The 14256-nt window shown below is 37.5% G+C and carries 12 protein-coding genes and 1 pseudogene; 2 read left to right on the forward strand and 11 right to left on the reverse strand.

Annotated features, from left to right (window positions below):
- Window positions 1–28: 28 nt before the first annotated feature.
- The 9 genes and pseudogenes from hemG to ACUN8G_RS13375 all read right to left on the reverse strand — a co-directional run.
- A pseudogene (gene hemG, locus ACUN8G_RS13335) lies at window positions 29–1405 on the reverse strand (protoporphyrinogen oxidase); the annotation flags it as partial.
- Between the two features lie 45 nt (window positions 1406–1450).
- A complete protein-coding gene (locus tag ACUN8G_RS13340) occupies window positions 1451–3538 on the reverse strand; it encodes a M3 family metallopeptidase (RefSeq protein ID WP_437345407.1) in 2088 nt (695 codons plus the stop codon).
- Window positions 3539–3566: 28 nt separating this feature from the next.
- The gene (gene hemH / locus ACUN8G_RS13345; protein ID WP_437345408.1) at window positions 3567–4529 is read right to left on the reverse strand and encodes a ferrochelatase; all 963 of its coding nucleotides are present in this window, start codon (window positions 4527–4529) and stop codon (window positions 3567–3569) included.
- Between the two features lie 45 nt (window positions 4530–4574).
- A complete protein-coding gene (gene hemN / locus ACUN8G_RS13350) occupies window positions 4575–5945 on the reverse strand; it encodes an oxygen-independent coproporphyrinogen III oxidase (protein ID WP_437345409.1) in 1371 nt (456 codons plus the stop codon).
- Between the two features lie 18 nt (window positions 5946–5963).
- Window positions 5964–7007: a uroporphyrinogen decarboxylase gene (hemE, locus tag ACUN8G_RS13355; protein WP_437345410.1), complete on the reverse strand. Its 1044-nt coding sequence runs from the start codon at window positions 7005–7007 to the stop codon at window positions 5964–5966.
- A gap of 9 nt (window positions 7008–7016) precedes the next feature.
- Window positions 7017–7844: a uroporphyrinogen-III synthase gene (locus ACUN8G_RS13360; protein ID WP_437345411.1), complete on the reverse strand. Its 828-nt coding sequence runs from the start codon at window positions 7842–7844 to the stop codon at window positions 7017–7019.
- On the reverse strand, window positions 7798–8733 hold the full coding sequence (hemC, locus tag ACUN8G_RS13365) for a hydroxymethylbilane synthase (protein WP_437345412.1): 936 nt from the start codon (window positions 8731–8733) through the stop codon (window positions 7798–7800). The genes ACUN8G_RS13360 and hemC overlap by 47 nt, the downstream gene beginning before the upstream one ends.
- Window positions 8730–10028 (reverse strand): glutamyl-tRNA reductase, encoded by a 1299-nt coding sequence (gene hemA / locus ACUN8G_RS13370; RefSeq protein ID WP_437345413.1) that lies wholly within the window; start codon window positions 10026–10028, stop codon window positions 8730–8732. The genes hemC and hemA overlap by 4 nt, the downstream gene beginning before the upstream one ends.
- A 16-nt stretch (window positions 10029–10044) precedes the next feature.
- Window positions 10045–10869, reverse strand: a complete 825-nt coding sequence (locus tag ACUN8G_RS13375) for a cytochrome C assembly family protein (RefSeq protein ID WP_437345414.1) — start codon at window positions 10867–10869, stop codon at window positions 10045–10047.
- A 178-nt stretch (window positions 10870–11047) separates the two neighbouring features.
- On the opposite strand from ACUN8G_RS13375, the gene hemL reads away from it, so the two are divergent.
- Window positions 11048–12337, forward strand: coding sequence for a glutamate-1-semialdehyde 2,1-aminomutase (gene hemL, locus ACUN8G_RS13380; RefSeq protein ID WP_437345415.1), 1290 nt, complete (start codon window positions 11048–11050; stop codon window positions 12335–12337).
- Between the two features lie 33 nt (window positions 12338–12370).
- On the opposite strand, the gene ACUN8G_RS13385 is transcribed toward hemL, so the two are convergent.
- Window positions 12371–12778: a bacteriohemerythrin gene (locus ACUN8G_RS13385; RefSeq protein ID WP_437345416.1), complete on the reverse strand. Its 408-nt coding sequence runs from the start codon at window positions 12776–12778 to the stop codon at window positions 12371–12373.
- Window positions 12779–12829: 51 nt separating this feature from the next.
- Between ACUN8G_RS13385 and ACUN8G_RS13390 the strand changes: the two genes are divergently transcribed.
- A complete protein-coding gene (locus tag ACUN8G_RS13390; protein ID WP_437345417.1) occupies window positions 12830–13816 on the forward strand; it encodes a radical SAM protein in 987 nt (328 codons plus the stop codon).
- Here ACUN8G_RS13390 and ACUN8G_RS13395 read toward each other — a convergent pair whose 3' ends face one another.
- Window positions 13817–14191, reverse strand: coding sequence for a response regulator (locus tag ACUN8G_RS13395; protein WP_437345418.1), 375 nt, complete (start codon window positions 14189–14191; stop codon window positions 13817–13819).
- Window positions 14192–14256 lie beyond the last annotated feature (65 nt).

A 14256-nucleotide genomic window follows, 5' to 3' on the forward strand; every position in this document is an offset into this window, starting at 1 on the left:
ATATCATCGGGCGGAATTTCTTATTTATTTATAAGTCCCGGATTCTTAACTCGGAATTTTTAATACAATCTCCTACTGAGATTCCGCCCCGATAATTACCGCTCAAAACGATACCTTTATTCTTTTTTTCAAATTGTTCAATATAACTTTCATGCTCGATGTAACCGAGATTATACTGAGGAATTGCTTTTTCCCACATTATAGATTCAATAATTATCGGCTCACCTTCAATTTTCATTATCTCATGAAACTCCGAAAGCACAATTTTTATTAGCTTGGATTTTTCCATATTAAAAATCTGAGGCGAACGAGCACCACCGATAAACAACGTAAAGGCTGCTTTATCGTCGGGGCATCTATTCGGAAAGATCGACGAACTCCATATTGCGCCGAGGAAATGCTTTTTTTCTTTTGACGGTATCAGGAATCCAAAACCGTCGAGTTTCCTTTGTATATCCGATTTTTTATAACCCAGATATAGCACCATTACCGGCGGATAATAAATTGAATTTAGATGCTCAGCCAGCTTATCGTCGAGCTCACAAAAAACTTTTGAAGCAACATATGCCGGCAATGTAGAAATAATTGAATCTGCTATTAGACTCTCCTGCTTACCATCCAATTCAAATATAACCTTCCATTGATGATCGTTAGTACCCAATACATTCAATACTTGTGCATTAAAGACGATTTTATCTTTCAAATTTGCCGCAATTGAGTTGGGCAGCGATTGCATTCCTTCAATAAAAGAAAACATTTTTGCACTCTGTTTCGATTCCTCGTTTCGTTGTTTTCTTTCTTTTGCGCCTTTAATCATACCCTTGATTAATCCGCCGTAGACTTCCTCGAGTCTGTATAATTTTGGGAAAGCCGATTTAACACTCAATTTTTCGGGGTCGCCGGCAAATACTCCACTCACAAAAGGATCAATTGCATAGTCGAGAAATTCATTGCCGAGCCGTCTCCTGACAAATTGAGCAATACTCTGATAATATCCGTCGTCGGATTTTGAAATAAACGGTTCCGCCATCAATCTGAATTTTGCACCCGTAGAAAACAAATTTGTTTTAATAAACGAAAGCGGGCTCATCGGCAGTGGGATTAATTCACCGTTTTTCAAAATGTATCGTTTCGATGCCGAACTGTTAGCATAAATCATTTCATCGTTAAGTTGTACTTCATCAACCAATTTCTTAATCAATGGAGTCGTTTCCAATCCACTGTTTGGTCCATAATCAACCAGGAAGTCATCAATCCTTCTTGAAACCATCGACCCGCCAGGCTCATTTTTTTTCTCGAGGATTATTACATCAAACCCATTTTTAACAAGCCAGTAAGCAGTCGATAGTCCTGATATACCTGCTCCGAGAACAATTATTTTTTTTGACATATAAAACATCCATTTATTATTTGCACATCTAAGAAATGGGAACTATAACAAAAGAATAATTTAATTTAGACCTCTTCTTTTCAGTAGAGCATCAACTTTTGGTTCCCTGCCTCTGAATTCGATATATAGCTGCATCGGTTCTTTTGTGCCTCCTTTTGCCAATAATTTTCCGAATGCATTTGCCGTTTCTTTGTCGAACAAATCGCCTTTTTCTTTAAAAGCTTCGAACGCATCTGCATCCAAGACTGCAGACCATATATAGCTATAATAACCGGCTGAGTAACCACCTACAATATGTGCAAAATTTGTCGTTTGATAACGTGATTCGATTTCAGGAATTTTACCGAGTTTATCGAAACATTTCTTCTCAAATTCTTCCACGTCGTAGATTGCAGTATCCGTTAAAGTATGCCAGTCCATGTCGAGGAATGCTGCCGCCAGATATTCTACCGTTTCAAATCCCTGATTAAACAATTTGGAGTTTTCAATTTTAGCGATTAACTCGTCCTGCATGGGTTCGCCTGTTTTGTAGTGTTTTGCATAAAGTTTTAACACTTCCGGTTCCAATGCCCAGTTTTCCATAATCTGCGAGGGTAATTCTACAAAATCGCGCGGCACCCATTTGGTTCTGTGATAAGTTGTATTCGACAAGAGTGAATGCAATGCATGTCCCAGTTCATGGAATAAAGTGTTAACTTCGTCCACACTCATCAATGCAGGTTTATCTGCAGTTGGTTTCGAAAAATTGCCGACGTTGTAAACCAGCGGCGTCACAAAATTGCCGTCAATATTCGTCTGAACTCTAAAGCTGCTCGACCATGCACCGCTTCTTTTACCGTCGCGGGGATAATAATCGGTATAAAAGATACCGATATGTTTATCATTCTCATCAACTACTTCAAAAACTTTTACGTCAGGGTGGTATGTCTGTATATCGTTTCTTTCGATGAATTTTATTCCGTACAATTTAGAGGCGACTTCAAAAGCACCTTTAAGCACATTTTCCATCTTGAAATAAGGACGAAGCATTTCCTCATCGAGATTGTACTTTTCTCTTTTCAATTTTTCAGCGTAGTACCACCAATCCCACGCTTGCAGTTTGAAATTATTGCCTTCAGATTCTATGATCTTCTGCATTTGTTTAACTTCCGATTTTGCGCGTTTTAATGCAGGAGTCCATAATTCATGCAAGAATTTATAAACCCTGTCGGGAGTTTTTGCCATATTCACTTCGAGTACATAATCCGCATGTGTTTTATAACCCAACAAATTTGCTCTTTTGACTCTCAGAGAAACAATGCGTGCAATAATTTCTTTATTATCATATTCATTATTGTTGTTGCCTCGTTTTATATACGCTTTGAATAATTTTTCGCGCAATTCTCTTTTAGGTGAATATTGCAGGAACGGTATCCAACTTGGTTTTTGAAGAGTAAAGACCCATTTGCCTTCATATCCTTTTGCCGAAGCGTTTTCCGCAGCCAGTTGAATAACGCTTTTGGGCAATCCTACCAGGTCTTCTTTGTTATCGATTACAAGTGCGACTGCATTCGTTTCCTTTAATAAATTTTCGCTGAACTTAAGAGCAAGAGAAGATATCTCCTCGTTGATCTTCCGCAATTCTTCTTTCTTTTCCGGCGGAAGGTCGGCTCCGCTACGCACGAAGTCTTTATAATAAAATTCAAGGAGACGCATTTGTTCGGGATTAAGTCCAAGCGATTCTTTTTTTTCGTAGAGAACTTTTACACGCTTATATAACTTTTCGTTAAGATAAATATCGTCTTCATGGCGCGTAAGAATAGGAGTAATTTCACGCGCTGCCTTCTGCAATTTTTCATTTGTATTCGCCTCGTTCAAAGCATCAAATAATCTCGATACCCGATCTAACATACTTCCGCTTTTTTCCATAGCTTCGATAGTATTTTCGAACGTTGGCTCTTCACTGTTGCTGGCAATTGCTTCAATTTCTTTCTTCTGCAATTCGACTGCATATTTGATAGCCGGTAGAAAATGCTCGTCTTTAATTTCGTCAACCGGAGGAGTTCCAAAGGGGGTATTCCATTCTTTTAATAAAGGATTATCCATAATTTTCTCTTGAGGAATTATTGTTGATAAAGTTATAACAAACAAAAAAATAAAGGACTTCATAACAGCTCCGATTTATCTAATTATAATTTTATTTCGGAGGTAGATAATTAATAACAAGCTCGTATAGAGCGTCTACAAACAAAGACGAATCGTTCAGTCCGTTCATAACAAAATAATTTTCAATTCCGCAATCATCTGCCACATGCCGGTATTCGATATCGAGTTCAAATGAAGTTTCAATGTGGTCTGAAACAAAACTAATCGGAATAACAAGCAAGTGTTTATTGCCATTCGATGCAAGTTTTCTAATCATTTCATCAGTTGCAGGTTCAAGCCATTTTTGTGGACCTACTTTACTTTGGAAACAGAGGTGATAGGGATGTGAATAATTTCGAGCTTTCATTACAGCTTCCATTGTCTCTTTTATCTGGTGACTGTAAGGGTCTCCTCTTTTAAGGAGATTTACCGGAGTTCCGTGGGCACTGAAAACAAGAACTATTTTATCGCGAACATTTTCGGGAAAACGTTCTATTGTTTCATCGATCCTTTGATTTAATGCAGCAATATATTTATCGTTAGTGTGATAATGGTCGATATAAATCAGCTTGTCTTCTGGTCCGCGATATTTTCTTTTCCACTCATTAAAAGACGAACCTGTTGTGGTTATTGAATAATGAGGATATAGAGGAAGTAAAAGAATATGATCGTAATTGCCGGATTCTACTTTATGCGCAACTTCATCCGTAAAAGGTTTCCAGTATCTCATTGCCACAAAAACGTCGTACTTAGAATCCGTTTGATTCAATTTTTCTTCCAGCATACTTCTTTGTTTTTCGGTCCATTCGTTAATTGGCGATTTCCCACCAATCAATTTATATTCTTCTATAACTTTTGGAGCTCTTCTGCTGGAAATAACTTTTGCAAATAACTTTTGACCAATTGGAATTTTGAATATATCAGGGTCCTGGAATAAATTAAAAAGAAACGGCTCTACGCTTTCAAGTGAATCCGGACCTCCCAAATTAAAAAGTACAACCGCATTTTTTCCCATTTTCTCTTCTTTCTGCTATTATGAATATCTAAACACGCAAATCAATTATATGGTTCGTGAATATTTTGTATTTTCTTTTTCGAGATATCTATCGAAATTCATGGCGATATTTCTAATTAATAATCTACCCATTGGAGTAACCGTAATTTTCCGATTATCAATTACAACAAGGTTATCCTCGGCAAATTTTTTCAACCCTTCGAGAGCATTTTTAAAATAGTTTTCAAATTCAATATTGAATTTATTTTCGATTGACTCAAAATCGAGCTCGAAGTCGCACATAATCCTGGTGATGACTTCGCGCCGCAATAAATCGTCGTCGCTAAGATAATATCCTCTCTCGGTCGGGAAGGTTTCGTTGTCCAGAGCTTCGAAGTATTCTTTCTCCTTTTTGTAATTCTGAGTATAAATTCTTCCGATCTGACTTATTGAAGTAATACCCATAGCATACAGATCTGCGCCGGCGTGTGTGCTGTAGCCCTGAAAATTTCTGTAGAGTTTCTTCTCTCTCAAAGCAACAGCCAGTTCATCTTCCGGCCTGGCAAAGTGATCCATCCCGATAAAAACATATCCGGCGGATGTCAGTTTTTCGATTGTCATTTTAAGAATCTGTAATTTAACTTCCGGCTTTGGTAAATCTTCAGGATTAATAAGTCCCATATGTTTTTTTAGCCATGGAACGTGAGCATAGTTAAAAACCGCTATTCTGTCGGGCGAAATGTCAATTATTTTATCAACAGTGCTTTCAAATGTTTCGAGGGTTTGAAAAGGGAGACCGTAAATTAAGTCGAGATTAATGCTTTGAAAACCGAGTTCACGCACCCAGTTTACCACTTGCCTTGTCATATCCTCGGGTTGAATTCTGTTGACGGCTTTTTGGACCTTCTCGTTGAAATCCTGCACACCCATACTTATTCTATTGAACCCGCCGTATCGTAATGCTTCAAGATGTTCTTTAGTTAACCCGCGAGGATCAATCTCGCATCCTTTCTCTGCTTCGGGCAGCATTTCGAAATTGGAATTGATATAACCGATAAAGTCTTCAATTTCATCAGGATTTAAATGTGTAGGAGTACCTCCGCCCCAATGTAATTGGATTACCTTTCTATCGGGTTTTATATAAGTCCTTAGCAAGTCGATTTCATTTTTCACGTAATTGATATATTTTTTTATTCTGTCTCGGTTCCTAGTAACAATCATATTGCAACCGCAGAAATAACAAAGCGTATCGCAAAAAGGTATATGATAATAGAGCGAAAGATAAGGTGGATTATCCTGATTATTCGTTCTGATAACTTCGTCAATAAAATTTTCCGCTTTAAACGATTCATTAAAATGCGGCGCCGTCGGATAACTTGTATATCTTGGACCGGGTCTGTCGTATTTCTTAATCAAATCGAGATTTATGTCGAACATTTCGTACCCATTTTTTTATTAAAAATTTTTTTTGCTTTCTTCTTTAATCGTGGCGACGAGAAACTTCACATTTTCCGGATCGATATCGGGTAAAATTCCATGACCGAGATTAAATATATGTCCGGAACCTTTACCGTAAGAATTAAGAACTCTTACAGTTTCTTCAAAAATTTTATCTTTACCTGCATAAAGTACAGTTGGATCGAGATTCCCCTGTAATGCTACTTTACTACCTACTTTATTTCTGACTTCATTCAGATTCATAGTCCAATCGAGGCCGAGCACATCAGCTCCGCAGTCAGCCAATTTTTCAATCGAGTAATGAACGCCTTTTGCAAAGACAATAATTGGTTGGTCCTTGCGATTAATTTTTGAGATTACTTCTTTAATATATCTGAGAGAAAATTCCTCGAAGTCGTGAGGGGTCAGAATGCCGCCCCATGTATCAAAAATCTGAACGGCATCTACTCCGGATTCCAATTTAGCCGATAAATATTCTGCCACTGCGTCAGAAATCATTCCAAGTAAACGGTGAGCAGCTTCGGGCTGGTTATAAATAAACTTTTTGACTTCCGAAAAGTTTTTTGTTCCCCCACCTTCCACCATATAGGTCATTAAAGTCCAGGGCGAGCCGGAAAATCCAATTAAAGGTACTCGATGATTCAATTCTTTTTTTGTTAGAGATACCGCATCGAGGACATATTTCAGATCTTTAACTGGGTCAATTTTTTTGAGTTTGTAAATATCGTTTGCGTTTCTGACCGGTTCGTAAAGTTTTGGTCCTTTACTTTCTACCATTTCGAGTTTCATACCCATCGCTTCGGGAATAACGAGTATGTCGGAAAAAATGATTGCGGCATCAACACCGATTATATCAACCGGCTGAATAGTTACCTCTGCTGCAAGTTCCGGTGTTTTGCACATCGTGAGAAAATCGTATTTTTCTCTTACTTTTCTATATTCGGGCAAATACCTTCCCGCCTGTCTCATTATCCAAACCGGAGTTCTTTCGGTATTTTCTTTTTTACAAGCTTTCAGAAATAAGTCGTTTTTTAAGTTCAATTTTCCTCCTTAAGCCATATTGCCTGTAGATTTATAAAACGTTATGATGGCATCTGAAATTCCATTTAGCGAAAATTCTGCCGGGACGATATTTACATTCACACCGGATTTTCTTATCTCTTTCTCGGTAGTTGTTCCGATTGCGCAAATAAAACTATCGCCAAAATAATCGGCAGGATTGTCAATGTTCATAATGCCGATAAAATTCTTGTAGTTTGACGGACTCGTAAACACGAACAGATCGGGTTTATCTTCTTTAATCAATTCAATTTTATCGGCGAGAGTATCTGAATCGTTCTGAACCGTATCGTAAATTTTCATTACTTTAACGGTGGCACGAAGTTCTATCAGTCCTTTTTGTAATTCATCCCGTGCAATTGACGAAGAGGGTAAAAGGATTTTTTTATTTTCGACGCCGATATTTTTAAATCTTTCGAGTAATCCGGCTGCGCTGAATTGTTCCGGAATTATATGAATATAATAGCCTTTTTCTGCGCACTTATCTGCAGTAGTTTTACCTGTTACTGCAATTTTTGTTTTAGAAAGGTCCAGTCCGAAATCCTCTGCTATATCATGAAAAATCGAAACTGCATTTTGTGAAGTAAAAATCAAATAGTCATAATTTCTAATTTCGGTCGAAAGGTCGATAATTTCCTTTTCGCTAAAAGCAGGGACTATTTTAATAGCCGGGAAGAAAATCAATTCGGCTCCCTCGTCAGCAAGGGGTTGCAACGAGGAATAAATTCCTTCCTCTTTCGTTATCAATATTTTTGTGTTTTCGAGTATCAATTTATCCGTTTGATTTAATGTCGGATAAAATTTTTCGTGATCCGGCACGCAACAAATCCTTCGCCAGTTTTTTACCAAGGGCTTCCGGTTTGGCGGACGAACCTCTCATTTTCTTTCTGAAAGTAATAGTACCGTCTAAACTGGCAACAACCGCGTCGAGATACAAACCGTTCGATTCTTTTTTAGCATAAGCTCCGATGGGCACCTGACAGCCTCCTTCGAGCGATTTCAGCAATGACCTCTCGGCAGCAGTTTCAACGTAAGTTTCAAAATCGTGAATCGATTTAAGAATTTCTATAGCGTCTTTATTATCATTCTTAACTTCGATACCGAGAGCTCCCTGCCCAACAGCAGGTAATATTTCTTCAGTTGATATAAAAGAAGAAATATATTTTTTAAGATTAAGTCTTTCAACTCCTGCTCTTGCAAGAATAATTGCATCCCAATCCGACTCCAGAAATTTATTTATGCGAGTCGGTACGTTTCCTCTCAAATCGACAATTTTAATATCTGGCCGTAAATGGAGTAATTGTGCTTTCCTTCTGAGTGATCCGGTTGCAACTATAGCGCCTTCGCGCAAAGATTCGATAGTAGTTCTTTTTTTTCGAGCAATCAGAACATCTTCAACCGGGTGTCTTTTTGTTACTGCGGCAAGCATCAAACCGTCGGGTAATTCAGTTTGCAAGTCTTTCAAACTGTGAACTGCTAAGTCAATCGTGCCTTTTATTAATTCATTCTCGATTTCTTTGGTAAACAATCCTTTATCGCCAATCTTCGAAAGCGATTTGTTTAATATTTTGTCGCCTTTTGTGCGAATAATTTTAATTTCAATGTCGAGATTTTTATCGACCTTTTCGAGTTGTTTTTTAATAAAATTAGCCTGCCAGAGAGCCAGTTCGCTCCCTCGGCTGCCAATAATAAGTTTACGCTTATTCAATTTTTTTCCTCTTTATTTTCTTCCGTGCCGTTTGTTTTATTATCGAGCGAGAAAAGTTCTTTAATCAAAAACGAGTGATTTGCTATATCGTCGGGATTGATGCCCTGTTCGGCAAGTTGTCTTAATTTAATTGTAGGATTATGCAATAATCTGCCTATCATCCTGCGAGTCATATCTTCTATTTTATTAAAATCTTCCGGAGTAACTTTATGTTTAATTTTTTCGAGTTCATCTTCGCGAATTGAATCGAAGAAATTCCTGAGAGATTTAATTACCGGCACAATTTCGAGAGTATTGTACCATGCAAAGAAATTCTGCATTTCTTCCATAATAATCGATTCGATTTTAGGAATTTCATTTTTTCTTTTCTGAATATTCTGGTCGACAATAACTTTTAACGATTCCATATCGTGATAAAAAACGCTGTCAATTTCTTTTACTCTCGAGTCGACATCTCTCGGAATTGCAATGTCCATAACTACAATTGGTTGTCCTTTTCTTTTTTTAACAGCAGATGCCAAATCCTCATAATGAATAATAAGATTTTCTGCACTTGTAGCGCTTATTATAATATCATAATTATGCAAATGCTCTTTAAGGGATGGGAACGGAGTAATCCCGCCTTTAACTTTTTCTGCTAATTTTTCGGCGCGTTCAATTGTACGGTTGGAAATACTTATTTTGCCAATTCCTTTGTCTCTCAAGTGAACTGCAGCCAATTCGCCAGTCTCACCTGCCCCAATAATCAACGCTGATTTTTTATCGAGATTCGAGTAGATTTTTTCGACCACTTGGACAGCGGCATAGCTGACTGTTACAGCGCCTTCTCCAATAGCCGTCTCCTTTATAGCTCTCTTTCCTACTTTCAAAGCAGCTTCGAATACTCGCTTAATTACTGAACCGGAAAAATTAATATCCTCGGAAATTTCATAAGCTTCTTTAACCTGTCCCAATATCTGGCTATCGCCAATTACCAGCGAGTCGATTCCCGCAGCAACAGAGAAAAGATGCTTTACGGCTCCGCATGAAAAATATCTTCTGAAATACTCGTTTTTAAGATTTTCTACTTTTTTAAATTCCAGCAAACTGGCAATTATCTTATTAGAATCCAGATTGTAATTGGGAAGTAGCGAATATATTTCCGTTCGGTTGCATGTCGATAAAATCACTCCTTCTTTATAATTTTCTTTTAAGTGCGATATAAATTCAATTATTTCATCACGACTAAGGTGGAGCGATTCGAGTATTTCAATCGGCGCAGTATTATGATTTATTGTAATTCCAACAAAGTTCATTTATGCAAATCTATTTTTAATAAAATGAATGAAAAGTATTTTGCAGAGTGCTCGTCAAAATCAACGAGACCATTGTAAGGACAAATCCGGTAAGCGAAAATATTATAACTTTTCTGCCATACCATTTCCCGATTAATTTGCTTGCAATACCGAGACAATAGATAATCCACACAAAGAACGTTCCGACAAGCTTCGGGTCGCCGTAACTGAAATCGGGGAAAGCGCTCGGCAGCCATATTATTCCAATAATCATTGCTACTGTTAATAAAATAAATCCAATCAATACCGAATAAAAACTGAGCTTCTCAAGTATTTCGAGACTCGGCAGTCTGTTGAAAATCAGTCCGAATTTATTTGTCTTGAGATTTTTGTAGAGTATAAGGAACAAAATTCCGTATACTGCGGAAATTGTAAAACCGGAATATCCAAGCAGTGCGCTTATTACATGTATACCCAACATTCTGTTTCTGAGCACTTCCGGCACCTGATAGTTATGTTCTATAAAGAGGGAAGAAATAATCTGAAATATTACAGAGAAAAAGAGGATGAATGTTCCGGTTCCTCTGATATCTGTGAGGAGTTCCAGTAAAAAATAAGAAAACGCAATTGAACATGCCAATAATGAAAATATTTCGAATTTACTCGTAATCGGGGTATGATCGAATTCAACCGTTCTGAAAATGATATAGAGAATGTGGGCAATTAATGTGACAAAGAGGAATATTCTCTTTGAATGCGTGAACTTACTTTTCTCCGAGAAAAAGTCGAAAGCGTAGACCAAAAATACAATTATGTATAAGAACGGTAGCAATATATTGAAAAACGAAATAGTAGATAGCATATACTTTATTAATTTTATTTGTTAATCATAAATTAACAAATTATTAGCAAAAAAGCCGTTAATCTTTCATGTCATAGAAGACAATATTTCGCGATAAAAAAGCATTAACATTTCCTCATTGCAGCGAATTTTGATATTTTTAGATCAGTAATTGAGAATTAAACAGTAAAGGAAATTTATGAACACAGAAAAAAGTGAAAAATTGTTTGAACGAGCGCAGAAATTAATTCCGGGCGGAGTAAATTCGCCTGTCAGAGCATTTAAATCCGTCGGGGGAACGCCGCTTTTCATAACTAGAGGCAAAGGTTCCAAAATGTTCGACGTCGACGGCAATGAATTACTCGATTACATTGGTAGCTGGGGACCTCATCTATTCGGGCATAATCCTCCTTTTATAAAAGATGCACTACTAAGAGCAATTGAAGAAGGCACAAGTTTCGGAGCTCCCACAGAAATTGAATTAAAAATGGCAGAATTGATTTGCGAACTGGTCCCATCGGTCGAAATGGTACGAATGGTAAACAGTGGCACAGAAGCTACAATGAGCGCTATTAGAGTAGCCCGCGGTTTTACAGGCAAAGAAAAAATAATCAAATTCGAAGGCTGCTATCACGGACATGGCGATTTCTTTTTGATTAAGGCTGGCAGTGGTGCTCTAACTTTCGGCGTTCCAACCAGTCCAGGCGTTACAAAAGGAAACGCAGCAGATACATTACTGGCTGAATTCAATAATATCGAGTCGGTTAAAAAAATAATTTCCCAAAACAAAGGCGAAATTGCAGCCCTGATTCTCGAACCAATTGTTGGAAACATGGGAACCGTCAAAGCCGATGGCAATTTCATAAAAGAATTGCGCGATCTGTGTTCTGAAGAAAAAATTGTATTGATATTCGACGAAGTAATGACGGGATTTAGAGTGGCTGCAGGCGGCGCTCAGGAAATTCTCGGCGTTAAGCCTGATATGACAACATTCGGAAAGATTATAGGTGGCGGACTACCCGTAGGTGCATATGGAGGCAAAAAAGAAATCATGGAAATGGTTTCACCTGTTGGACCGGTCTATCAAGCAGGAACTTTAAGTGGCAACCCGCTGGCAATGAACGCCGGATTTGCAGCGCTCTCCTACATCAAAAATAATCTGAGCATCTACGACGAACTCGAAAAAAAATCCTCACTCCTGGCAGATGGGATTATTAATGCTGTCAAGTCTGCAGGTAAGAATTTTCAACTAAATCGAGTCGGCTCAATGATGACTCTCTTCTTTACAGAAGAACCTGTTTACGACTTTAAGACCGCTATTAAATCCGATACGGTGCTATTCGGCAAATTCTTCCATTCGATGTTAAAGAGAGGAATTTATCTTCCTCCGGCGCAATTCGAAGCGCTTTTCGTTTCTACAGCTCATACTGAAAATGATATTAATACAACTATTAAAGCAGCTGAAGAATCTTTGAAAGAAATATTATGATTTTCCCGGCGGATTAAGCTCTGTCGGATTTTTTTAGTATACTCCTTTCGCATTCAAATGGAGAGTGTATTTTTTATCGCTGCCCTGAATATGTCCCACAAGCCAGTCCTGGAGGAAATTCATAACATTAATACTTAATGTGGTATTCCCTTTACCGTAACTATCTATTAATTCTTTCAACTGATTAATTAAATTCTGGTGTGTCTGTCTGTGGAATGTAAGTTCGCTGTAACCATATTTTTCCATCAGTTTTTCTTCATAAGAAAAATGTGAATGAGTATACTCAAGAAGTTTGTCAAATATCTTACCCAAAGCCTGCTTACTATTGCCTACTTTCATTGCATCGTGAAGTTCATTGATTATTTCCAGTAGCTTTTTATGCTGCTCGTCAATACTTTTAATATTGACAGAGTACGAGTCGTTCCACTTTAATAAAGACATTATACCTCCAATTTTTAATATATTATCGATAGAAAAATTAAAAAGTGTAGTATGACATTCGTACCGTCTTACATTAAACTTCTCGAATCAGGTGAACTTGAAATGCGGGCTGAATTAGCTTACAAAAAAATGTACGAATGTACTGTATGTCCAAAAAATTGCCATACTGATCGGATAAATTATAAATACGGTTTTTGTATGAGCGGACCTTTACCTATTGTTTCTTCATATACTCCTCATTTTGGTGAAGAGCCTGTTCTTTCTGGTACCAAAGGAGCTGGCAATATATTTTTTGGAAATTGCAATTTGAGATGCATCTATTGCCAGAATTACCAGATTAGTCAAAATTGGGAATCTGAAAAATTCAACGAAGTTTCCCACGAACGACTGGCAGAAATAATGCTCGAATTACAGGAGATGGGCTGTCACAATATCGGACTTGTATCGCCTACTCATTTTAGCGGCACAATACTCAAATCAATTTATATTGCTGCAAAAAAGGGACTGCGTCTTCCAATAATTTACAACTCGAACGGATATGATTCGGTAGAGATGCTGAAATTGTACGACGGTGTGATTGACATATACTTGCCCGACTTCAAATACGGAGACAGCAAATATGGTAAACTTTATTCCAATGCAAAAGATTACTTTGAAGTAGCAGGAAAAGCAATTAAGGAAATGTACCGACAGGTAGACTCCAAACTGATTTTCGAAGGCAACACAGTAGTGCGAGGACTGATAATCCGTCACCTGGTTTTACCCAATGACCTTTCTGAATCAGAAAAAGTTTTCAAATTTATTGCAGAAGAACTCGATCGTGATGTTCATATCTCTTTAATGTCGCAATATTACCCAGCACACAAAGCCATTAAGGAGCCATTACTGAGCAGAACGTTACGTCCTATTGAATATTACAAAGCCATTGAACTGATGGAAAAATATGGTCTAAGAAACGGATGGATACAGGAATTGGAAAGTTATAATTACTATCGCCCCGATTTCGATTACGATCGGAAAAATCCTTTTGGGATTTAATTAAACATACAAATGTTCGTATCTATGAAATATTCGTTCAAGTCTTTCGGTCAATTGTGAAAGGATATCTGTTTTCAAAAGACAGCCTTCTATCCTGTAAGAAATTAATTTTTCGATATGTTCCCTTTCACTATTTGTCGTTAAAGCTATCACAGGCACGTTGTAAGTCTTTAATGTTTCCAGGAATCCGAGCCCGCTTTCAAAGTTCGTGTCCGTGTCGACAAATACCATTCTTGGTTTTCTTCGGTCGATTTTATCGAGTGCCTCTTTTTCAGAACTTGCTTCAACTACAGTCGTAATGAATTTCTTTTCGATAAACTTTTTCAGTAATCCCCTAAATTTGAGGTCATTATCAATAAGCAAAATATAACTCATTTTAATCCCTCTTTTATCTATCTGTATTATCGTAAAAAAAAGGGGGTAAATTTATAGCTCAATAG

The organism is Melioribacter sulfuriphilus, assembly GCF_052656625.1.

What these genes read in the sequence shown, in the direction of transcription:
- hemL (WP_437345415.1), top strand. Translation starts at nt 11,048, where the DNA reads ATGAACACAGAAAAAAGTGAAAAATTGTTTGAACGAGCGCAGAAATTA.
- ACUN8G_RS13385 (WP_437345416.1), bottom strand. Translation starts at nt 12,778, where the DNA reads ATGTCTTTATTAAAGTGGAACGACTCGTACTCTGTCAATATTAAAAGT.
- ACUN8G_RS13390 (WP_437345417.1), top strand. Translation starts at nt 12,830, where the DNA reads ATGACATTCGTACCGTCTTACATTAAACTTCTCGAATCAGGTGAACTT.
- hemN (WP_437345409.1), bottom strand. Translation starts at nt 5,945, where the DNA reads ATGTTCGACATAAATCTCGATTTGATTAAGAAATACGACAGACCCGGT.
- ACUN8G_RS13375 (WP_437345414.1), bottom strand. Translation starts at nt 10,869, where the DNA reads ATGCTATCTACTATTTCGTTTTTCAATATATTGCTACCGTTCTTATAC.
- hemA (WP_437345413.1), bottom strand. Translation starts at nt 10,028, where the DNA reads ATGAACTTTGTTGGAATTACAATAAATCATAATACTGCGCCGATTGAA.
- ACUN8G_RS13340 (WP_437345407.1), bottom strand. Translation starts at nt 3,538, where the DNA reads ATGAAGTCCTTTATTTTTTTGTTTGTTATAACTTTATCAACAATAATT.
- ACUN8G_RS13395 (WP_437345418.1), bottom strand. Translation starts at nt 14,191, where the DNA reads ATGAGTTATATTTTGCTTATTGATAATGACCTCAAATTTAGGGGATTA.
- hemH (WP_437345408.1), bottom strand. Translation starts at nt 4,529, where the DNA reads ATGGGAAAAAATGCGGTTGTACTTTTTAATTTGGGAGGTCCGGATTCA.